This is a genomic window from Okibacterium endophyticum, from assembly GCF_054780075.1.
This window is the reverse complement of the sequence record NZ_BAAGXA010000012.1, coordinates 505,955-525,052: the sequence shown is the minus strand read 5'-3', so window position 1 is coordinate 525,052 and position 19,098 is coordinate 505,955. Positions and strand designations below refer to the sequence as shown.

Annotated in this window: 19 protein-coding genes and 1 pseudogene; 11 read left to right on the top strand and 9 right to left on the bottom strand. The window is 67.2% G+C overall.

From position 1 onward, the window contains the following. Positions 1–1,781: pseudogene (locus ACYVF5_RS16465) on the top strand (hypothetical protein); the annotation flags it as partial. A 27-nt stretch (positions 1,782–1,808) separates the two neighbouring features. Here ACYVF5_RS16465 and ACYVF5_RS16460 read toward each other — a convergent pair. Then, positions 1,809–2,831 (bottom strand): hypothetical protein, encoded by a 1,023-nt coding sequence (locus ACYVF5_RS16460; RefSeq protein ID WP_460948396.1) that lies wholly within the window; start codon positions 2,829–2,831, stop codon positions 1,809–1,811. A 77-nt stretch (positions 2,832–2,908) separates the two neighbouring features. Between ACYVF5_RS16460 and ACYVF5_RS16455 the strand changes: the two genes are divergently transcribed. Beyond that, a complete protein-coding gene (locus ACYVF5_RS16455; protein WP_460948394.1) occupies positions 2,909–3,424 on the top strand; it encodes a DUF6907 domain-containing protein in 516 nt (171 codons plus the stop codon). 9 nt (positions 3,425–3,433) lie between these two features. Here the strand turns inward: ACYVF5_RS16455 and ACYVF5_RS16450 are convergent, their stop codons facing one another. Beyond that, entirely contained in the window at positions 3,434–3,676 is a 243-nt protein-coding gene (locus tag ACYVF5_RS16450; RefSeq protein ID WP_460948392.1) for a helix-turn-helix domain-containing protein, read from the bottom strand. A gap of 114 nt (positions 3,677–3,790) precedes the next feature. Between ACYVF5_RS16450 and ACYVF5_RS16445 the strand changes: the two genes are divergently transcribed. Continuing rightward, a complete protein-coding gene (locus ACYVF5_RS16445; protein ID WP_460948390.1) occupies positions 3,791–4,588 on the top strand; it encodes an EI24 domain-containing protein in 798 nt (265 codons plus the stop codon). A 160-nt stretch (positions 4,589–4,748) separates the two neighbouring features. On the opposite strand, the gene ACYVF5_RS16440 is transcribed toward ACYVF5_RS16445, so the two are convergent. Beyond that, positions 4,749–5,405, bottom strand: a complete 657-nt coding sequence (locus ACYVF5_RS16440) for an NAD(P)H-dependent oxidoreductase (protein WP_460948388.1) — start codon at positions 5,403–5,405, stop codon at positions 4,749–4,751. A gap of 81 nt (positions 5,406–5,486) precedes the next feature. On the opposite strand from ACYVF5_RS16440, the gene ACYVF5_RS16435 reads away from it, so the two are divergent. Then, positions 5,487–5,828, top strand: a complete 342-nt coding sequence (locus ACYVF5_RS16435; protein WP_460948386.1) for a winged helix-turn-helix transcriptional regulator — start codon at positions 5,487–5,489, stop codon at positions 5,826–5,828. A gap of 172 nt (positions 5,829–6,000) precedes the next feature. Here the strand turns inward: ACYVF5_RS16435 and ACYVF5_RS16430 are convergent, their stop codons facing one another. Continuing rightward, complete coding sequence (locus ACYVF5_RS16430) at positions 6,001–6,360, bottom strand: sterol carrier family protein (RefSeq protein ID WP_460948384.1); 360 nt, start codon at positions 6,358–6,360, stop codon at positions 6,001–6,003. Positions 6,361–6,378: 18 nt separating this feature from the next. Between ACYVF5_RS16430 and purD the strand changes: the two genes are divergently transcribed. The 3 genes from purD to ACYVF5_RS16415 are packed head-to-tail and all read left to right on the top strand — an operon-like array spanning position 6,379 to position 10,075. Further along, positions 6,379–7,665 carry a phosphoribosylamine--glycine ligase gene (gene purD / locus ACYVF5_RS16425; RefSeq protein WP_460948382.1) on the top strand — a complete coding sequence of 429 codons (1,287 nt, stop codon included), beginning with the start codon at positions 6,379–6,381 and terminating at the stop codon, positions 7,663–7,665. 38 nt (positions 7,666–7,703) lie between these two features. Continuing rightward, positions 7,704–8,612 carry a phosphoribosylaminoimidazolesuccinocarboxamide synthase gene (locus tag ACYVF5_RS16420; protein WP_460948380.1) on the top strand — a complete coding sequence of 303 codons (909 nt, stop codon included), beginning with the start codon at positions 7,704–7,706 and terminating at the stop codon, positions 8,610–8,612. After that, complete coding sequence (locus ACYVF5_RS16415; protein ID WP_460948378.1) at positions 8,612–10,075, top strand: MFS transporter; 1,464 nt, start codon at positions 8,612–8,614, stop codon at positions 10,073–10,075. The genes ACYVF5_RS16420 and ACYVF5_RS16415 overlap by 1 nt, the downstream gene beginning before the upstream one ends. A 148-nt stretch (positions 10,076–10,223) precedes the next feature. Here the strand turns inward: ACYVF5_RS16415 and ACYVF5_RS16410 are convergent, their stop codons facing one another. Continuing rightward, complete coding sequence (locus tag ACYVF5_RS16410) at positions 10,224–11,378, bottom strand: alcohol dehydrogenase catalytic domain-containing protein (RefSeq protein WP_460948376.1); 1,155 nt, start codon at positions 11,376–11,378, stop codon at positions 10,224–10,226. Positions 11,379–11,605: 227 nt separating this feature from the next. Between ACYVF5_RS16410 and purS the strand changes: the two genes are divergently transcribed. Then, positions 11,606–11,866, top strand: a complete 261-nt coding sequence (gene purS / locus ACYVF5_RS16405) for a phosphoribosylformylglycinamidine synthase subunit PurS (RefSeq protein ID WP_460948374.1) — start codon at positions 11,606–11,608, stop codon at positions 11,864–11,866. Between the two features lie 2 nt (positions 11,867–11,868). Beyond that, positions 11,869–12,564: a phosphoribosylformylglycinamidine synthase subunit PurQ gene (gene purQ, locus ACYVF5_RS16400; protein ID WP_460948372.1), complete on the top strand. Its 696-nt coding sequence runs from the start codon at positions 11,869–11,871 to the stop codon at positions 12,562–12,564. A gap of 123 nt (positions 12,565–12,687) precedes the next feature. On the opposite strand, the gene ACYVF5_RS16395 is transcribed toward purQ, so the two are convergent. Together ACYVF5_RS16395 and ACYVF5_RS16390 are read right to left on the bottom strand one after the other, a co-directional pair. Continuing rightward, positions 12,688–13,533: an ABC transporter permease gene (locus ACYVF5_RS16395; RefSeq protein ID WP_460948370.1), complete on the bottom strand. Its 846-nt coding sequence runs from the start codon at positions 13,531–13,533 to the stop codon at positions 12,688–12,690. Beyond that, entirely contained in the window at positions 13,530–14,438 is a 909-nt protein-coding gene (locus ACYVF5_RS16390; RefSeq protein ID WP_460948368.1) for an ABC transporter ATP-binding protein, read from the bottom strand. The genes ACYVF5_RS16395 and ACYVF5_RS16390 overlap by 4 nt, the downstream gene beginning before the upstream one ends. Before the next feature lie 173 nt (positions 14,439–14,611). On the opposite strand from ACYVF5_RS16390, the gene ACYVF5_RS16385 reads away from it, so the two are divergent. Then, positions 14,612–15,082: a DUF3817 domain-containing protein gene (locus ACYVF5_RS16385; protein WP_460948366.1), complete on the top strand. Its 471-nt coding sequence runs from the start codon at positions 14,612–14,614 to the stop codon at positions 15,080–15,082. Between the two features lies 1 nt (position 15,083). Here the strand turns inward: ACYVF5_RS16385 and ACYVF5_RS16380 are convergent, their stop codons facing one another. Next, a complete protein-coding gene (locus ACYVF5_RS16380; RefSeq protein WP_460948364.1) occupies positions 15,084–15,716 on the bottom strand; it encodes a hypothetical protein in 633 nt (210 codons plus the stop codon). Positions 15,717–15,838: 122 nt separating this feature from the next. On the opposite strand from ACYVF5_RS16380, the gene purL reads away from it, so the two are divergent. Further along, positions 15,839–18,151: a phosphoribosylformylglycinamidine synthase subunit PurL gene (gene purL, locus ACYVF5_RS16375; RefSeq protein WP_460948362.1), complete on the top strand. Its 2,313-nt coding sequence runs from the start codon at positions 15,839–15,841 to the stop codon at positions 18,149–18,151. A 196-nt stretch (positions 18,152–18,347) separates the two neighbouring features. Here the strand turns inward: purL and ACYVF5_RS16370 are convergent, their stop codons facing one another. Beyond that, positions 18,348–19,013: a TetR/AcrR family transcriptional regulator gene (locus ACYVF5_RS16370; RefSeq protein WP_460948360.1), complete on the bottom strand. Its 666-nt coding sequence runs from the start codon at positions 19,011–19,013 to the stop codon at positions 18,348–18,350. Positions 19,014–19,098 lie beyond the last annotated feature (85 nt).

Below are 19,098 nucleotides of genomic sequence, written 5' to 3'. Positions count from 1 at the left end.
GCGCGTACTGGTACACCTCCGGCGGATCACGCGACCCCGCCAAACCCGCCAACCCCCTCACCGTGAGCTACTCCGGTGGCGAGACCCAACCACCCGCATTCATCCGGCACCCGGAATCGGCCTCCACCCCGGAGGGCGTCGACGTACGGTTCACCGTTGCGGCCTCAGGCGGCGGCTTCGGCTACCAGTGGCAGCGGCAGGCCCGTGGAACGTCGGAGTGGGAGGACCTCCCCGGCGCGACGACCTCCCAGCTGACCGTCACCCCGGTCATGGCAGACGACGGCACCCTGTTCCGGGTGCATCTCGTCACAGACGAGGGCATCATCGCGACCAGCGCCGCTGCGACGCTCACCGTCACAGCCGTCGACCCCGAATGGCGCCCGACGATCGTCACCCAGCCCGCGAGCACCTCGGTCGCCGAGGGTACTCCCGCGGTGTTCTCCGTCACGACCGGCGGCACGGATGTCTCGATCCGCTGGCAGCGCTCGAACGACGGGCAGAGCTGGAACGACATCCCGGGCGCGGCCGGCACCACATACACGTTGTCCGCCACGGTCGCCGACGACGGAGCCCGCTTCCGGGCCGTCGCGTCGAACGCCTTCGGCGAGGTCGCGAGCGATGCGGCAAGGCTCACGGTGCGGCAGACGGCGACCGGACCGGCATCCGTCACCGACGCCGTCTTCGCCTGGTCGCTCAACAACGAGTCCGGCGCCGGCGCCTTCTTCGGCGGCTGCAACTTTCTCTCGGCGGGGAAGGCCGGCGACAAGGGCGGAGCCGTTCCATGGGCTCCGGACGACGGGCTCTACAGGGCAGCGGACGGCAACACGACGATCCTCAAGATCGCCTCGGACGGCCGCTCGACGACGCCGACCTGGGCAGACAAATGCCGCACCGTCGACGGTGACACCGTCACCACCATCAGCACCAGCTCGACGACGGGGAACACCGTGCGGATCTCGGGCGGGACAGGAACCGTCGACCTGACGGCGGGCACCGCGTCGATCCAGTGGAACGGCGCGTTCACCGTCGCCTTCTACGGGGGGATGACCTACTGGTCGGCATCGGATCCGGCGCTGACGGTCGATGCGGACGGCACGGGGACGATCACCGCGACGGCGTCCGGATACGGAACAAGCATGGAGGACCAGAGCAAATGGGAGCCCATCCCCGAGCGCAGGATCACCCTGGCGACACTCACCGGGGTCACGGTCTCAGAGACGGGATTCACCATCGTGCCGGATTACCTCGGGGTGGCTCTCGACCCCGCTCTGGGCGTGCAGCCCGCACGGACTCCTGGGAACGCCGCCCACTGGGGGTCGTTCCCTGCTGACTTCGTCCAGTTCCAGAACGTGACGGGCCAGAGCGCGTACTGGTACACATCCAACGGCGCCCGCGACGCCGCCAAGCCCGCCAATCCGCTCACCGTCTGCCTCACCGCGACGTGCACGATCGCCCCGCCCCCGGCATCCGCCGTCGCCGGCATCGCCGGCGGAGGGCCTGCAGTCACCGCGCCATCTGCGCCCACTCCGCCGTCCGCACCGAACGCACCGAAGAGCGCTCCACTCGCGTCGGCGCTCGCAGCAGGAACGCACCAGGAGAGCCACGATGTCGAGGTGACGACGGTCATCGAGCGATCGTCGTCTGACGAATCATCAACCGCCGTGGTTGTTGTGCTGCTCACCCTGCTCGCGACGCTGGTCGTTCTTCTGGCCGTCATCGGGATCGGGGGCGGGGTGCTCCTCGGTCGAGGAAGCGTGTTCGCCCCGCCGTCGCGCGGCTGACGACGGCGGTGCCGGTCAGACACACCCCTAGAGCCTCGGCAGAATGCGCTCGCTGATATGAGTGACGGCGGTGTTCAGATAGTTCCGCGTTCCGTGGGTGGCCTTCTTGGCCAGGCGCTGCACGGGCGCGATCCGGTCGGCGTAGAGCCGGAACCCGGGGGCATCCAGCCGCGCCGAGGCGATGAAGTGCGCCGCGATGAGACCGGGCCACGCCACGCTGGATGCCGTCGAGCTCCTCGCCCACCGGCGAATCTGCCTCGAGTTGCCCAGGTCGACGCTTCCGTCCACGAGCACGATTCCGTTGCGCGAATAGCCCTGGTGGGCCTTGTCTGACACCGTCGTCTTCGCCTGGATGCCCACAACTGTTCTGCGCCTCGTGTCGAGCACAAGAAAGTCCACGTTGTGGCCGGGAGCGGATGCCTCGAATTGCAGAGGCGCGGGCAGCACCACCAGGTGGGGACGGCTGCGCGAGATCTCCAACAGGACGATCGCGAGGTCGGACTCCGTGAGCATCCCGCTCTGGGCTGCCCGCAGATCCCTGCTTCCGTCCGCCAGATAATCGGTTCCATGCTGCTGGAGCTGCGCATGCCGTGCGCGCAGAATCCCGCAGGCATGGAGAGCGATCACGATCTGCATGTCGCGCTGTCGCATGCGATTGGGCAGCGGCATGCCGTAGATCAGCGGCGCCCACTCTTCGAGCATGGAACGGTTGAGCGAGTGGAAGTGCATGGCGGTGAGAGCCTCATAGGGGTCTTTGCCCCAGGCCGAAGCGGCGATCGACCGGACGGTTGTGACGAAATGCGCTGCGTTCCACGCGTCGTAGTCGCGCACGAACAGCATAAAGTCGTTGTACGAGGCCTCGGGCCCGGCTCCGCTGAAATAATCGTGCAGCACAGTGCCGAAGAGCCTGGAGTAGGTGCGCGGCGCTGCGAGGAGCTCCTCGCGAGCCGGGTCATAGTGCGCCTTGATCACCGGGTCTCGAGGATAGAAACGCACGAACTCGTCGAAGTAGATCTCCGTCATTTCACTCGCCGGCTCTCCCTGGCGCATGCTGACTCCCTTCCGCAGCACGATGCCTGCGCTACTTATAAGTAGACATCACCATTCCCAGAGCATAGCGTGCTGTCATGCGGTCTCGCCCGCGCACGAACGAGAACAGCACCGTCGCACGCATCCCTTCACCGACCCACTGTCGGTTGCCGAGAGCACAATGGTCGGGACTCGTGCCACGAGAACCCGGAGACACGAGAATGCACGAGAACGAGCCGCATCCCGCAGAAGAGCAAACGCCGTCAGAGCAGGGTCCGCCGGAAGAGCAGCGGCCGCTGCCCGATCCGTGCCCGTCCTGGTGCGTCAAAAAGCACAACGAGAGCGATCGCGGCGGCGATCGCGATCACGAGTCCGAGGCTCACTACGTTCCAGCCGTGCGCCTGGCACGCCTCGGGCCTTCATCGCCCACACCGAGCCGTTCCGTCGAGATCGGCGACGTGCTCGTGGTCGCGTTCCAGGGGCGGTCCGAGACCCACCCGTGGATCTCGATCGGCCTCCCGGAGGACGCCGCGGTGCGTCTCGAGATCAGCCCCGAAAGCGCCGGCCGGCTCTGCGCGCAGATCGTCGACGTGCTCGAGCGGCTGAACGGATAACCACCGGCGTCAACCGTACTCCGGCTCCGGCAGCCGCCCGTCCGCGCGAAGAAGCTCAAGGGGCTCCGCGTCGATCATCTCTGCGAGCCGCTCCACGGACTTGAGCGTGAGGTTCCGCTCCCCGCGCTCGATTCCGCCCATGTACGTGCGGTGCACACCGAGAACAGAGGCGAACTCTTCCTGGCTGAGCCCACGAGCATCCCGGTATCGTCGCAGGTTGAACCCCAGCACCTTTTGCAGCTCACCCTCCACATGATCGAGCCTGACCAGAGGCTACTCAAAGGTCTACATACTCATCAGTAGCATAGAAGGGTCGCGGCGAGCCGCCGGCTCACGCGTGCGGCGACGAGCGGTTAACCTGATGGCATGAGAACGCACGCGCAGTCGCCCGAGCGGCGCAGCGTCGTCCGCGGCTTCTTCTCGGGCATCGCCATGCTCGCACGCGGCTTCCGCATGTGGGGCACATCGCCGAAGCTTATGCTGCTCGGTGCGATCCCCGCACTCATCACGGTGCTGCTCTACACGGCACTCGTCGTCGTTCTTCTGGTCAACCAGGGTGACCTCGTGACCTGGCTCACGCCCTTCGCCGACGACTGGGTCGACGGATGGCGTGTGGTCTTTCGCATAGCTGTGGGCCTCGCTCTGCTCGGTCTCGGTGTGCTGCTGCTGATCTCCACATACACAGCGGTGACGATGATCATCGGCCAGCCGTTCTTCGAAGCGATCTCGCACGAGGCGGAACGGCAGTTCGGCGGTGTGCCGGACGAGGTCGACGTCGGGTTCTGGCGGGCGGCGGGGCGGGGCATCCTCGAAGCGCTGCGGATGCTCCTGGTCACCGCCGCCATCGGAGTCGGCTTGTTTCTCGTGGGCTTCGTTCCCGTGGTCGGCACCGTCGTGTCTGCGGTGATCGGCGCTTTTGTGGGCGGATGGTTTCTCGCGCTCGAGCTCACGACCGTGTCGTTCGAGCGTCGCGGCCTGAGGCTGCGAGACCGGCGCCGTGCGCTCGGGGCGCACCGTGCGACAGCACTCGGGTTCGGGGTGGCGACGTTTGTGCTCTTTCTCATTCCGGGCGGCGCGCTCCTCGTTATGCCGGCGGCTGTCGCCGGAGGCGCGCTTGTGGCGCGCAAGGCGCTCCACGAGCCGCTTGAAGCCGGCGAGCGCTAGCCGATTTGTGACGCGCGCCTCTATTTCGTGTAGCGCGTCACTAATCGAGGAGCGCGCGGCGTGGTTCGTGCGGAAACTCCTCTCGTCGGCAGAGCTCGTGAACGGCCGTGGGACTCGGCCGAGCGGCGCGAGCCGCCGGCCGACGTCCTCCAGACCTCGCTCAGCGAGCGGAGGTCGCGGCGACCCCTGCGATCTCGCGGCCCGAGCGGACCGCGTCCGTCTCGGCCGCCTGCTTGAGTTCGGCGGCCACGTCGGTGAACGCGTCAAGGGCGGGATTCACGCCAACGAGGGTGAAGGGACGCTCCACAACGCGCAGGTCGAGTCCCCAGACATCCTCGAGCACACGCCGCAGCCACGGGCTCGAGTGGTCCCAGCCCTCTTTGGGTGAGCCAGCGGCGTAGTTTCCGCCCAGAACGGTGACGAGCGTGGCGGGCTTGCCGCGCAGCGCCGTGCCCTGTGGATCGATACGGGGATCGGTGTAGGCGAGATCGAACCAGGTCTTGAAGTGCTGCGAAACCCCGTAGTTGTAGAGCGGCACGGCGAACAGGAGCGCGTCGGCGTCGATCATCTCGTCGGCGATCTCGGCCGCCAGGGCGCGGGCTGCACGCTGGCGATCCGTACGGTCGGCGTCATCGATGAAGCCCGAGGTGACGGCGTCCGCCCACGCGGTGGCCGGCACCGGTTCGACGGCGAGGTCGCGACGAACGACGTGCGAGGCGGGGTGAGCCGAGAGCCATTCCCCCTCAACGAGGTCGGCGAGCGACCGGCTCGCCGAGGTTGTGGGCAGGATGCTGGCGTCGAGACGGAACAAGGCCATGGTTTCTCCTCTATCGTAACTATTGAGCAACTCATAAAAACAGAGTAGCTTTAGAGAATGTAGCACGCGTATCATGGAGACATGGCACCGGCCGAGGAAGAGCACAGGTACTGCGACGCAGCCGTGACGCTCGCGTTCTCGGTGCTGGGCAAGCGCTGGAACGGGATGATCGTCTCGGCACTCGGCAGCGGCGCCTCCACGTTCAGCGGGCTCCGTCGCACGGTGCCGGGTATCAGTGACGCGGTTCTGGCGGATCGTCTCGCTGAACTCGCAGACGCCGGGCTCATCGTTCGCGCCGTCGCCCCCGGTCCCCCCGTCGCCGTTTCGTACAACCTCACCGACAGCGGCGATCGACTGCTGCCGATCCTCGATCAGCTGGGGGAATGGGCATCAGGCAACCTCTCCGGACGGTCCCGCGTCTGAGCGTGCGGCCGTCGACCGGGAGACCCGCTCGATACCCGGCCAGACGAGCCCGCGCACTGAGCCCCGCTACCGTTCAGTCAACGGGTGAGGGGTAGCGCGGCGGTGAGGGTCAGGTCGGTGAGGCTCAGAGAGGCTCAGAGAGGCTCAGTGAGGCTCAGTGAGGCTCAGACGGTCACGATCGCACCACGGGCAGCTGTGCAGAGAGGTCTGCGCGCAAGCCGGATGCATGCACCCGGCCGGATGCCACGGCATCCGCCCACGAGGTGGCACCGGTGGCGAGGGCGAGCCAGGTCTCGGCATCCGTCTCGACCACGTTCGGCGGCGTGCCCCGTGTGTGCCGCGGACCCTCGATGCACTGCACGGCGCCGAACGGCGGCACCCGCACCTCGACGGTGTTGCCAGGGGAGGTCTCGGAGAGGACCTGCAAGCTGTATCTGACGGCCACGGCGATCTCGTCGCGGCCGGCGGCCTCACGCACCGCCAGGCCGAGCGCCTCTCGACCGACATCGTCAGGAATCCGTGAACGAGCCATGCAGCCTAGGCTAGTACCGTGAAGATCCTCGTCCTCGGTTCAGGCGCTCGCGAGCACGCCATCGTCCAGTCCCTTCTGTCGGAGTCCGCAGATCACAGCGTGACGGTCGCCCCCGGCAACGCGGGCATCGCCCGTGACGTCGCCACCGTCGAGCTCGACCCGAACGACCCTCAGGCCGTCGCCAACCACGCCATCGAGTCAGGCACGGACCTCGTGGTGATCGGTCCGGAGGCCCCGCTGGTCGCCGGTGTCGCCGATGAGCTGCGCGAGCAGGGTATTCCGGTGTTCGGCCCGGGAAGGGCCGCTGCCGCTCTGGAGGGCTCGAAGGCCTTTGCCAAGCGCGTGATGCACGATGCCCACGTCCCCACGGCCCGCGCGCGGCGGGCCTCGACGATGGCCGAGGCGGAACAGGCCATCGACGACCTCGGCGCCCCCCATGTGGTGAAGGCCGACGGCCTCGCCGCTGGCAAGGGTGTGCTCGTCACAGACGACCGTGACGCCGCTCTCGCCCACGCGCAGCACTACCTGCCGAGCGGAAGCGTGCTGATCGAGGAGTTTCTCGAGGGTCAGGAGGTCTCGCTCTTTCTGGTCAGCGACGGCCACACGGTGCTCCCGCTCTCTCCTGCACAGGACTACAAGCGCCTCGGCGACGGCGACGGCGGCCCGAACACGGGCGGCATGGGAGCGTATTCGCCGCTGCCGTGGCTCGACGAGACCTTCGGCAGCGAGACGGCGTTCGTGGACGAGGTGATCGAGACCATCGCCCAACCCGTGATCACCAGGCTCGCCGTCGAGCAGACACCGTTCATCGGTCTGCTCTATGCCGGCCTCATCCTCACCGCCAAGCGTGATCACCCACGTGACAACGGCATCCGCGTGATCGAGTTCAACGCGCGCTTCGGCGACCCGGAGACCCAGGTCGTGCTCCCCCGGCTCGAGACCCCGTTGTCTGAACTGCTTCTCGCCGCGGCCACCGGAACACTCTCGACGCTCGACCGCCCGCGGTTCTCGTCGTCATGCGCCGTCACGGTTGTGCTCGCGAGCGAGGGCTACCCGTCCGCCCCGGTCACCGGGCGCGAGATCAGCGGACTCGACGAGGCAGCCGCCGTCGGCGGAGTCGGCATCGTCCATGCCGCGACAGCCGAACACCAGGACGGCTCGCTCTATGCCACCGGCGGCCGCGTTCTCAACGTCGTCGCCATCGGAGCAGACTTCACCGAGGCCAGAGAGCACGCGTATCAGGCCGTCGGACGCATCCGCCTCGACGGCGTGCAGTACAGAACAGACATCGCCGCACGAGTGTAGGGGCTCGGGCGCCGACGTTCGGGTGCCAGAATGGTGCAGTGAGCGAATCGACTGACTTCCCCGGTTTCAGGCACGTCTACACCGGCAAGGTGCGCGACCTCTACGAGCCGCTCGGCGCTGCTCTCGCTGGCCGGATGCTTGTCGTCGCCAGCGATCGCGTGAGCGCTTTCGACCATGTGCTCTCGCCGAGCATTCCGGGCAAGGGCGAGCTGCTCACCATGTTGAGCCTGTGGTGGTTCGATCAGCTCGCCGATGTGCCGAACCACCTCGTGCCCGATCACACGCCGCTCGCCGGCGGCGGCACCGGATCCCTGATCCCCCCGGCCGTCACGGGGCGAGCCATGCTGGTCAAGAAGCTCGACATGTTCCCCGTCGAGGCTGTGGTGCGCGGATACATCACGGGCTCGGGCTTCGCCGAGTACTCACAGACAGGGAGCATCTGCGGAATCCCGCTGCCCGATGGGCTCCACAACGGCGACGCTCTTCCCGAGCCGATCTATACCCCGGCATTCAAAGCGCCGCTGGGCGAGCACGACGAGAACATCACGTTCGAGCGCAGCGTCGAGCTCATCGGAGAAGCGGATGCGACAGCCCTCCGGGACCTGTCGCTGTCGATCTATGAGCGGGCCTCGGCGATCGCCGAAGCCCGCGGGCTGATCCTGGCAGACACCAAATTCGAGTTCGGCCGTGATCCGCACACCGGCCGGATCACACTCGGCGACGAGGTTCTCACAAGCGATTCGTCACGGTACTGGGATGCGGCCCGCTACGCCGCAGACGGAACCGCCGCCGAGCGTATGGCGAGCTTCGACAAGCAGATCGTTCGCGATTGGCTGTCGGCGAGCTGGTCAGGGAGCGGGCAGCCCCCCACGCTGCCCCACGATGTCGTCGAACGCACGGCTCTTCGCTACCGGGAACTCGTCGAGCGTTTGACGTCCGCCGCGTGATGGCGGCGACTCCCGGCGACGGGCCGTCGGCCGAACGCGTCAAGTGGCAGAGCTTCTGGGTGTGCGTCGGCGTCGCCGCCCTGACCATCCTCGACATCTCGAAGATCAACGTCGCCCTGCCGTCGATCGAGCACTCGCTCGGTGGGGGATCAACGGAACTGCAGATGATCGTGGCCGGATACGCGCTCGCCTTCGGACTGGCGCTCGTTCCCTCTGGCCGGCTCGGAGACATCCGTTCCCGTCGCAACATGTTCATCATCGGCCTCAGTGCCTTCACCCTGTCGAGCCTCTTGTGCGCACTCGCACCGACCATTGAATGGCTCGTCGTCGGCCGGCTGCTGCAGGGTGTCGCCGCTGGCATCCAGATCCCACAGGTGCTCGGCCTGATCCAACAGCTGTTCCTGGGCAAGGAGCGTGGCCAGGCATTCGGGCTCTTCGGCGCCGTCATCGGCCTGTCGACGGCCTTCGGTCCGACTCTCGGCGGCCTGCTCATCGCCGTCGGCGGCGAAACGGACGGCTGGCGCCTGCTGTTCTGGATGAACATCCCGCTCGGGCTGATCGCCGTCTCTTTCGCCTGGCGTCTGCTGCCGAAACGCCAGCGGCACGAGTCGGCGGGCTCGACTCTCGATCTCGTCGGTGTTCTGCTGCTCGGCGTCGCGACGTTCAGCCTGATGCTTCCGTTCGTGCTCACCTCCGGCAGGCCGGACGACGACCCGGGGCGGTGGTGGCTGCTTGTGCTGTTCGCCGTCTCGGCTGCGGCGTTCGTGTGGTGGGAGCGACGCTACCTGCAGCAGGGCAAATCGCCTGTTGTGCACTTCGGGCTCTTCACCCTCAGTTCCTATCGCAACGGGATCCTGATCGCCACCGCCTTCTTCGGCGCGCTTCCCGCCCTCTTTCTGATCACCACCCTCTTTCTGCAGCAGGGACTCGGCTATGCAGCCGTATATGCCGGCATGGTCATGATCCCCTATGCGCTCGTGTCTGCGCTCACCTCGTGGATCGGGGGAAAGCTCGTGCACAGGATGGGCCGCAAGCTGGTGCTCTACGGCATGATCCTCGCCGTTGTGGGGGTGAGCCTGCTCATACCGATCGCGACGTTCGCCCCAGCCGACCTGATGCCGTGGATGATGGGCGGTGCGCTCGTCATCGCCGGCGGAGGCGGCGGGTTCGTCATCTCTCCCAACCAGACGCTCACACTCGAAGACGTGCCCGTGATGCAGGGCGGTGTCGCCGGCTCCGTGGCACAGGTCGGTCAACGGGTCGGGACAGCCGTGGGCGTGGCCATCGCCTCGAGCACCTTCTTCGCGACGTTTTTCGCCGAGGCAGACATCTCCGACTCGGCACTCGTCTATCGCCACGCCATGGTGCACGGCACCACTGTTGTCGTCTGCCTGCTGTTCATCGCCCTCGTGCTCGCCGTCGTCGACCTGCGGAAGCGCAGAAGACAGGGCGAAGAAGCCTGATGTATGGTCGGCGGGGAACGTGGGTGTGACGAGCGCCGTCACGCGTCGTCACGTTCGAAGACCCGGGATTGACGGGGCCAGCCGTCGCTGTCCACGGCGCGGCACTCGGGCCGCTGTCATCGCCTGACCTGACGCCGCGTCCGGGCGGTCACACCCTCGGCGAGAGCCCCACACGCAGATGCTCGCCTGTCGCGGCGAGCTCGAGTGCGTCGTCTGCGCGGTCCAGAGCAAGTGTTGTGCCGACGAGCGCCGCGAACGGATAGCGATGCCAGGCCCGCGCGAGATAGCGCACAGCGCGCGCCAGCTGTTCGGCTGTGTAGTCCTGCACACCCCTGACCTGCAGGTGCCGAGTGACGATCTGCTGCGGATCGATCGTGACGATCCCTCCGGCCGACAGACTGCCGGCAAGGATGACGACGCCGCCGACGTCTGCCAGCGACAGCAGCGTGTGCACGGCGTCCGGCGTGCCTGCCATGTCCATCGCAACCAGGCATTCCCCCGCCCCAGAGGCCATAACAGTCCTCAGGGCGGACTGGATGCCTGTCGGCGCCCCGGCGCGGACCGACGGGTCTGCGACGGCAGCGGCTCCGAACTCGAAAGCCATGTCCCGGCGTCTGGTGTGGGGGTCGACGACGATCACCGTCGCACCGGCGTCGGTCGCCAAGGCCGTTGCGGCGAGCCCAAGCGCACCGGCGCCCATGATGACGACTGTCGTCCCGTCGAGCTCAACGGCGGAGACAGCCGCCTCGATGGCGGCGACGGCCGTTGCGACGGCGCCGGGAGCCAGCGCGGCGACTGTTGCCGGGATCACCTCGTCGACGAGCACCACCGCCGTGCCCGCGAGGACCTGCACGTGCGAGGCGAAGCCGCCGGAGAGCTCCCACCCTCGGTGAACACGGTCGTGGCCGTAGACGGCGAGGCTCCTGCACTTCTGCGTCAGGCCCCGCACGCACCTGTCGCAGACGCCGCAACTCACGCTGATCGACCAGACGACGCGCATGCCCACCACCAGCCGGGTGCCGTCGACGGCGACAGCTTCCCCGCCGACGGCGACGACCCGACCGACCTGTTCGTGCCCGAGCACGAGCGGAGGTGTCGACGACTGTTCACCTCTCACCATCTGCAGTTCACAGCCGCCGATCACGGCGAGCTCGACCTCCACGAGCAGGTCTCCGTCACCGAGAGACACCCCGGGCACGGCGATCTGAGCGTGTCGCTCGCCCGCTCCGGGCCAGACCATCGCGAACGGTGGCGGCTTGAGCAGAACCTCATGCGGCCGCTCAGTCTTCATCGTCTGTGGCATCGAAGTTTCCCGTCACGTTCATGCGGCTCCCCTGTGGCCGCTGCCCCACCGTATGCGGCGGCGTCGAACGAGCCGCCACGGGGTGGTAAACAGATCGTGAACCACGACGTAACGCTCGGCGGGATCGGCGTCAGGCCGTGCAGGACGGTGCGGGCCGGTGCGGACGTTCACCGGACTGCAGCGGGTAGCATGGTGGCATCCACCCCTTTGAGATCCGGGAGATCACGGTGCCCACAATCGTCGTCGACGTTATGCCGAAGTCCGAACTGCTCGACCCGCAGGGCAAGGCCGTCTCCGGGGCGCTCGCACGCCTCGGCGTGAACGAGTTCACCGAGGTGCGCATCGGCAAGCGTTTCGAGCTGACCGTCGACGGCCCCGTCACCGAAGACACCCTCAGCGCGGCGAAGAGGATCGCCGAAGACATCCTCTCGAACCAGGTGATCGAAGACGTCGTCGACATCCGTGTCGCCGACGAGGTCGTGGCCTGACCATGAGAATCGGCGTCATCACCTTTCCAGGCTCTCTCGACGAGCGCGATGCCCAGCGGGCGATCCGCCTCGCGGGTGCGGATCCCGTCGCGCTCTGGCACGGCACACACGACCTCGACGGCGTCGACGCGCTCGTCCTTCCCGGCGGATTCAGTTATGGCGACTATCTGCGCGCCGGCGCGATCGCGGCCGTGTCTCCGATCATGACGGAGGTCGTCGACGCCGCCCGTCGGGGGATGCCGGTGCTCGGCATCTGCAACGGGTTCCAGATGCTCACCGAAGCCCACCTGCTGCCCGGTGGCCTCATCCGCAACGACCACGGCACATTCGTTCGCCGCGACCAGCAGCTGAGGGTCGAGAACGACTCGACCGCGTGGACCCGTGACTTCGCCGCAGGCGACGAGATCATCATCCCGTTGAAGAACGGCGAGGGCGGGTTCATCGCGTCGGACGAGGAGCTCGATCGTCTCGAGGGCGAGGGCCAGGTGGTGTTCCGCTACCTCGGCGTGAACCCGAACGGCTCGCTGCGTGACATCGCCGGCATCACCAGTGCAGCCGGCAACGTCGTCGGGCTGATGCCGCACCCCGAGCACGCCGTCGAGCCCGGCTTCGGGCCGGACACTCCCGCGGCGATGCGCTCGGGAGTCGACGGGCTCACGCTCTTCACCTCGGCGATCCGGGCGCTTCAGGCCGTATAGCCCCTGGCCATCGGACGCGTGTCCAAAAAAGCAGCCAAGATCGGCCGGCCGGCCGTTCTTGGCTGCTTTTTTGGACGTTCACCCCCGTCACGCGGTGAAGGGGGCACGTCACGTCACGTCACGTCACGTCACGTCGCGCTTCCAGCTGACCAGGTAGCCGATTCCCGCCAGAACCACCGCATAGGCGAGCAGCACCAGGCCGCCCTGCCACCACTCGAGCGTCTCGGTACTCTCTCCAGACATCACGGTGTAGATGCTCGATCCCACAAGGGCGTCGCTGGCCGCCCCCGGCAGGAACTTGCCCACGACCGCTGCCCAGTCGACGAACGCCGTGGCCATTCGCAGGATCGGCTCGACGAACTGCGTGAACGCGAGCAGGATCACGATCGAGCCGACCTGGCTCGGCACGAGCACACCGAGCCCCACGCCGATGGCCGCCCACAGGGCCATGGCGAGCACGGCCCGGCCGAGCATCGCCCAGGTCTCCGACTCACCGAGTGCCGGGTCCACTCCGAAGACCGTGAACCCGAGAGCGCCGAGCCCGACCGTTGCCACAAGGCCGATCACCCCGAAGAGCGCGCCGAAGACGAGCATGGTGAGCCACTTCGCCGCGAGTCCGATACCCCGTTGCGGTGTGGCGAGGAATGTCGGTGTGAGAGTCTTGTGCCTGAACTCGTTCGTCACGGCCAGAGCACCGAGCAGCGCCGGGAACACGTACCCGATAGCGGTGACCAGGCTATAGACCACGGGCGCGACGACCGCGACGGGAATGCCCGCGAGAGTGTCGCCCTGGTCCGCCGGCGCCATGTTCTCGCCCGACATCGTGGTCTCCAACCCGCCAAGGCCGAACGAGATCGCCGCCGCGATCAGCCCGACATACGCGAAGAGGATCGTCAGGAGTATCCACCACATACGGGTGGTGAGGGTCTTGGTGAATTCGGCCCTCGTGGCCGCGACGAACACGCTCACAGCGCGCCCTCCTCTCCGACGAGTGCGAGGAACGAGTCTTCGAGACCGCTCGCCGCCTTCTGCTTGAACAGCGAACTCACCTCGACGCCCGCGGCGAACGCGACGTGACCGATCTGAGACGGTTCGGCACCGCTCACCACGAGCCCGTTCCGGCCGAGGTCGAACACGAGGCTCGCTGCCTCGAGGGCCGCGGCGAGCGCTGCGCGATCAGGCGAATCGACAACGACCTTCGAGACCGTGTCGGTCTCGAGGTCTGCGAGGGTGCCGCGGTGAACGAGCCGGCCCTTGGCGATGATGACCACTTCGTCGACCGTCTGCTGCACTTCGCTCAGCAGGTGAGATGAGACGAGCACCGTGCGGCCTTCGGCGGCGAGCGCTCGCAACACCGTCCTGATCCACTTGATCCCCTCGGGATCGAGGCCGTTGATCGGCTCATCGAGCACAAGAACCCCTGGGTCGCCCAGCAGGGCGTACGCGAGGCCGAGGCGCTGGCGCATGCCGAGCGAATATCCGCCGACACGGCGGTCTGCATACTGTGCCAGCCCGACCGTCTCGAGAACCACACCGACGCGTGACGGGGCGATCCGTCCCGCCTGCGCATAGACGGCGAGGTGCTGCCGCGCCGTTCGTCCGGGGTGAAAGCTCGCGGCCTCGAGCGCGGCGCCGACCGTGGCGAGCGGGCGCTCGAGCTTGCCATACGGTGCTCCGCCGATCGTGGCACTCCCGCTCGTCGGCTTCACGAGCCCGAGCAGCATCCGGAGCGTCGTCGTCTTTCCGGCCCCGTTCGGGCCCAGGAACCCGGTGACGCGACCGGGCTCGACAGTGAAGTTGAGGTCGGTCACGGCGCTGACCTGGCCGAAGCGCTTGGTCACCCCTGAGAACTCGATCGGTACGCCGACTGGCATAAGGCTCCTTACCCGTTGTCAGACTGGTGGATGCTCCGGACATCGCCGGAGCTCCTCCTACTCTCTCAGCTTCACCGAGTCGGCGCATCCGCCGTCAGGCGGAAATCGCTCTCAGGGCGCACCATTGAGAGAATGGCCATGCCCGGCCAGCGGGCCAGACCCCTAGGAGTTCCGTGTCTCCCCGTCAGTACTTTCGCACCGTCGCCATCGCAGAGGCCGTCACCTGGACGCTGCTGATCGTCGGGATGCTGATGAAATACGTCTGGATGCCCGGCGAGACCGGCGACACCGCTGTGCGGGTCGGCGGAGGAGTCCACGGTTTTGTGTTCCTGCTCTATGCGGCGAGTGTTGTTCTCATCGGGGTGAACCAGCACTGGGGTCCCGCCCTGATCGCGCTCGGTGTGCTGACGGCGATCGTTCCATACGCAACCATCCCGTTCGACGTGTGGGCCGACCGCCGCGGACGGCTCGATGGTGCGTGGCGCCGCGAGACGAGCGACGACCCGCGCGATCTGCGCTGGTTCGACCGGCTGATGCGCTGGCTCCTGAGGCACCCGCTTGTGCTCGGTGTGATCCTCGTCGTGGGCGTCGCCCTTGTGTTCACCGTTCTGCTGCTCGTCGGCCCTCCAGGCGGCAGGGACTGATCTACCAGTCGTCGAGTTCGTCGACGGCGGCACGGAGACCGCGCCGCCGTTCGAGGAGCTCGAGATCGACCTCCCGCACCGTGCGCATCCGCTCGGCCCGCATCCGCGTGTACTCCTCATCGTCGGCCAGCCGAGAGGTGTGCCTGAGCCGTGCGTCGATCGCGGAAGACACCTCGCTCCACAGATCGAGCCTCACCGTGTCGACGATGCTGCTCGTGAACGCGTCGTCCGACGACAGCCGGCGGAGCTCGGCCGCCAGGCCGCGGTACACATCGCGGCGGCGCAGCAACGCCTCGGCGTCTGCCTCACGGTAATCGTGCTGGTGCTCAGAGATGCTCCATCTGTTGTCGAGGTCTCGCAGTTCGGCGGTCATTCGCGCCGCAGAGGCATCCTGCTCCTCCGCTTGCAGATTCAGCTCGGTTTCGACGTCACGGCGGATCTGCTCACGGTCGAAACGACCGCCGTCGCGAATCACGCGGATGAGGGCACGGTTCTTGACGTCCATGGCGATCGCCTGCCTGGCGATCAGCAGACCCTCCTCCACAAGGCGTCCCGCCGGAGCGAGCGGAACCGGGTCGGGATCGACATACGGGGCCATCCTGACGCGGCGTCTGCGCCGGAACCACCGCATCATGACTCCCACCGCATCTCCAGCCCGCCTCCTCACCGTCCGCATTCGAGCGTACCCTGCGGCTCGCCGCCCGCCGGTAGGATTGAACGGACTTCCCTGCCCCTCGATCTAGGAGCGCCCTCCCCGTGAGCATCCCTGCGACAGCAGTCGCCGACACCGTTGAGAACGCCCTCGCCACCCCGGAGAAGGAGCAGCCGTACGCTGCGCTCGGGCTCAAGCAGGACGAGTACGAGAGCATCCGCGAGATTCTCGGCCGACGCCCCACGAGCGGTGAGCTCGCGATGTACTCGGTGATGTGGAGCGAGCACTGCTCGTACAAGAGCTCCAAGGTGTACCTGCGGCAGTTCGGCCAGAAGGTCACGCCCGAGATGACAAAGAACCTGATGGTGGGCATGGGCGAGAACGCCGGCGTCGTGGATGTCGGCGAGGGCTGGGCGGTGACCTTCAAGGTCGAGTCGCACAACCACCCCTCGTACATCGAGCCGTTCCAGGGCGCGGCGACCGGCGTGGGCGGCATCGTCCGCGACATCATCTCGATGGGCGCACGGCCGGTGGCGGTGATGGACCAGCTGCGCTTCGGACGCGTGGACCACCCGGACACGGCGCGCGTGGTCCACGGCGTGACGAGCGGCATCTCGTTCTACGGCAACTGCCTCGGCCTGCCCAACATCGGCGGCGAGACCTTCTTCGACCCGGTGTATCAGGGCAACCCGCTTGTGAACGCTCTCTCTGTCGGCGTTCTTCGGCACGAGGACCTGCACCTCGCGAACGCGTCAGGCGTCGGCAACAAGGTTGTGCTCTTCGGCGCACGCACCGGCGGCGACGGCATCGGCGGGGCGTCCATTCTCGCCTCGGACTCATTCGGCAGCACCGGCCCGACCAAGCGCCCGGCCGTGCAGGTCGGTGATCCGTTCGCCGAGAAGGTGCTCATCGAGTGCTGCCTCGAGCTCTACCGCGAACGGCTGGTCGAGGGCATCCAGGACCTCGGCGCCGCCGGCATCTCGTGCGCCACGAGCGAGCTGGCCGCGAACGGCGACGGCGGGATGTTCGTCGAGCTGTCGCACGTGCTGCTGCGCGACCCCTCCCTGACGCCGGAGGAGATCCTGATGTCGGAGTCGCAGGAGCGCATGATGGCCGTCGTCGAGCCCTCCAAACTCGACGCGTTCCTCGCCGTCACCGCGAAGTGGGATGTCGAGACGAGCGTCCTCGGCGAGGTCACCGACACCGGTCGTCTTGTCATCAACTGGCACGGCGAGGAGATCGTCAACGTCGACCCGAGCACCGTCGCCGTCGACGGACCCGTGTATGACCGGCCTGTCGCCTATCCGACGTGGCTCGATGCGCTGCAGGCGGACACGGCATCCGCGTTGCCTCGTTCGAGTGATCCGGATGTGCTGCGCGACCAGCTGCTGCAGCTGGCCGGCTCGGCCAACCTCGCAGACAAGAGCTGGATCACCGACCAGTACGACTACTACGTGATGGGGAACACGGCCCTGTCGTTCCCCGACGACGCCGGGATGATCCGGGTCGACGAGGAGTCCGGCCTCGGCCTCGCGATCGCGACAGACGCGAACGGGCGGTACTGCCAGCTCGACCCGAAGCAGGGCGCCGCGCTCGCTCTCGCCGAGGCGTACCGCAACGTCGCCACGACGGGAGCGGTTCCCGCCGCCGTGACCGACTGCCTCAACTTCGGCTCGCCCGAGAACCCCGAGGTGATGTGGCAGTTCTCGCAGGCCGTCGAGGGGCTGTCGGATGCCTGTCTCGAGCTGGGCATCCCGGTGACCGGCGGAAACGTGTCGTTCTACAACCAGACCGGCGACACCCCGATCTTCCCCACCCCCGTCGTCGGTGTGCTCGGCGTGATCGACGACGTCGCTCGGCGCGTCCCGAGCGGCTGGCAGGACGAGGGCGACAACATCTACCTCCTCGGCGTCACACGCGAGGAGCTCTCCGGCTCGGCGTGGGCCGGAACTGTGCACGGGCACCTCGGCGGGCTGCCCCCTGAGGTCGACCTCGGCCGGGAGAAAGACCTCGCCGCCCTGCTGCACGCCGCCTCGCAGTCGTCGCTCATCGCATCCGCCCACGACCTGTCGGACGGCGGTCTCGCGCAGGCGCTCGTCGAGAGCGTGCTCCGATTCGGAGTCGGCGCGCGCGTCTGGCTCGGCGAGGTCATGCAGCGCGACGGGGTGGATGCCGCCACGGCCCTGTTCTCGGAGTCGACAGGTCGTGTGATCGTGTCTGTGCCGCGTGAGGACGACGTGAAGTTCCGCGGGTTGTGCGAGGGCCGCGGCTACCCGGTGCTGCGCATCGGGGTGACGGACGGAACCGGTGCAGACGCCGCACTCGAGGTGCAGGACTTCTTCACTCTGAGCGTCGACGAGCTGCGCACCACACACCGGGCGACGCTTCCCGCCGCGTTCGGGGCGACGATCGAGTAGGTCCGGCTCGGGCCCACCCGCTGGCCGCCTCGGCTCACCGCCTCACGCACAGCCTCACGATGATAGGAAAGAGTCATGAGGATAGGACGGATCTGGCTGGATGACCCTTTTCTCGTGGCGTTTCCCTTTTGCCGAGGCACGATCCTGTGACAGAGATGACCGCTCCTGCGCGGCAGCCGGGACGGGCTGGAGCCCGTCAGGCGATCGGGCGCGTCAGGTTGTGGACCAGCGCCGGCAGAACCCTCATGGCGAGCCGGTGAGCTGCTCCGTCTTCGTCGTGCTCACCGGACAGGATCGCCTCTTGCACCGATGACTCGTAGACGTCGACCACAAGACGTGTCAGGTCAACGACATCGATTGTGAACTCGAGCCCGATCGCCCGGATCGCCGCCTGGAGCACGTTCGCCAGCTCACGCTGAAAGTGCTTCTGATAGCTCAAGAAGCGCGACGCCACCTCGGGGTCGCGCATCGCCTGCAGCCGGAACTCGTTCTGCACGAGGCACCAGCGCCGATCGTCGGACTGCATCGCGAGAAAACCCTCGATCAGCTGCGCGATGCCGTTCTCGTCGAGCTCGGGCACGTCGTCGCGCTCCGGCAACTCTTCGATCGCCTGCTCGAGCCGGGTGATGCGCGAGGTGTTCTCGCGCTCGGCCAGGGCGAAGAACAGCTCTTCTTTGGTCTCGAAGTTCGAATAGAACGCACCGCGCGTGAAGCCCGCGCGCTCGACGATCGTCTCGATCGCGGCCGCGTGCACCCCCTGCTCAGCGAACACCTCGTACGCCGCGTCGATGAGCCGCGCTCGGGTCTTCCGCCGACGCGTCGTCTCGTTCAGCGACTCGTGCTCCGTTGTGGCGCTCGGCATGCTGACACCTTCCTGACAATGAGTTGCGATACACCAGTGTATCGGATACGTTCATGTATTGGATACATCCGTGCATCCAATGGGG

Bases quoted from the DNA above. Each gene is read 5' to 3' on its own strand.
- ACYVF5_RS16460 (WP_460948396.1), bottom strand. From the start codon at position 2,831: ATGCGCCAGGGAGAGCCGGCGAGTGAAATGACGGAGATCTACTTCGAC.
- ACYVF5_RS16455 (WP_460948394.1), top strand. From the start codon at position 2,909: ATGCGGTCTCGCCCGCGCACGAACGAGAACAGCACCGTCGCACGCATC.
- ACYVF5_RS16445 (WP_460948390.1), top strand. From the start codon at position 3,791: ATGAGAACGCACGCGCAGTCGCCCGAGCGGCGCAGCGTCGTCCGCGGC.
- ACYVF5_RS16440 (WP_460948388.1), bottom strand. From the start codon at position 5,405: ATGGCCTTGTTCCGTCTCGACGCCAGCATCCTGCCCACAACCTCGGCG.
- ACYVF5_RS16435 (WP_460948386.1), top strand. From the start codon at position 5,487: ATGGCACCGGCCGAGGAAGAGCACAGGTACTGCGACGCAGCCGTGACG.
- ACYVF5_RS16430 (WP_460948384.1), bottom strand. From the start codon at position 6,360: ATGGCTCGTTCACGGATTCCTGACGATGTCGGTCGAGAGGCGCTCGGC.
- ACYVF5_RS16415 (WP_460948378.1), top strand. From the start codon at position 8,612: ATGGCGGCGACTCCCGGCGACGGGCCGTCGGCCGAACGCGTCAAGTGG.
- ACYVF5_RS16410 (WP_460948376.1), bottom strand. From the start codon at position 11,378: ATGCCACAGACGATGAAGACTGAGCGGCCGCATGAGGTTCTGCTCAAG.
- purQ (WP_460948372.1), top strand. From the start codon at position 11,869: ATGAGAATCGGCGTCATCACCTTTCCAGGCTCTCTCGACGAGCGCGAT.
- ACYVF5_RS16390 (WP_460948368.1), bottom strand. From the start codon at position 14,438: ATGCCAGTCGGCGTACCGATCGAGTTCTCAGGGGTGACCAAGCGCTTC.
- ACYVF5_RS16380 (WP_460948364.1), bottom strand. From the start codon at position 15,716: ATGATGCGGTGGTTCCGGCGCAGACGCCGCGTCAGGATGGCCCCGTAT.
- ACYVF5_RS16370 (WP_460948360.1), bottom strand. From the start codon at position 19,013: ATGCCGAGCGCCACAACGGAGCACGAGTCGCTGAACGAGACGACGCGT.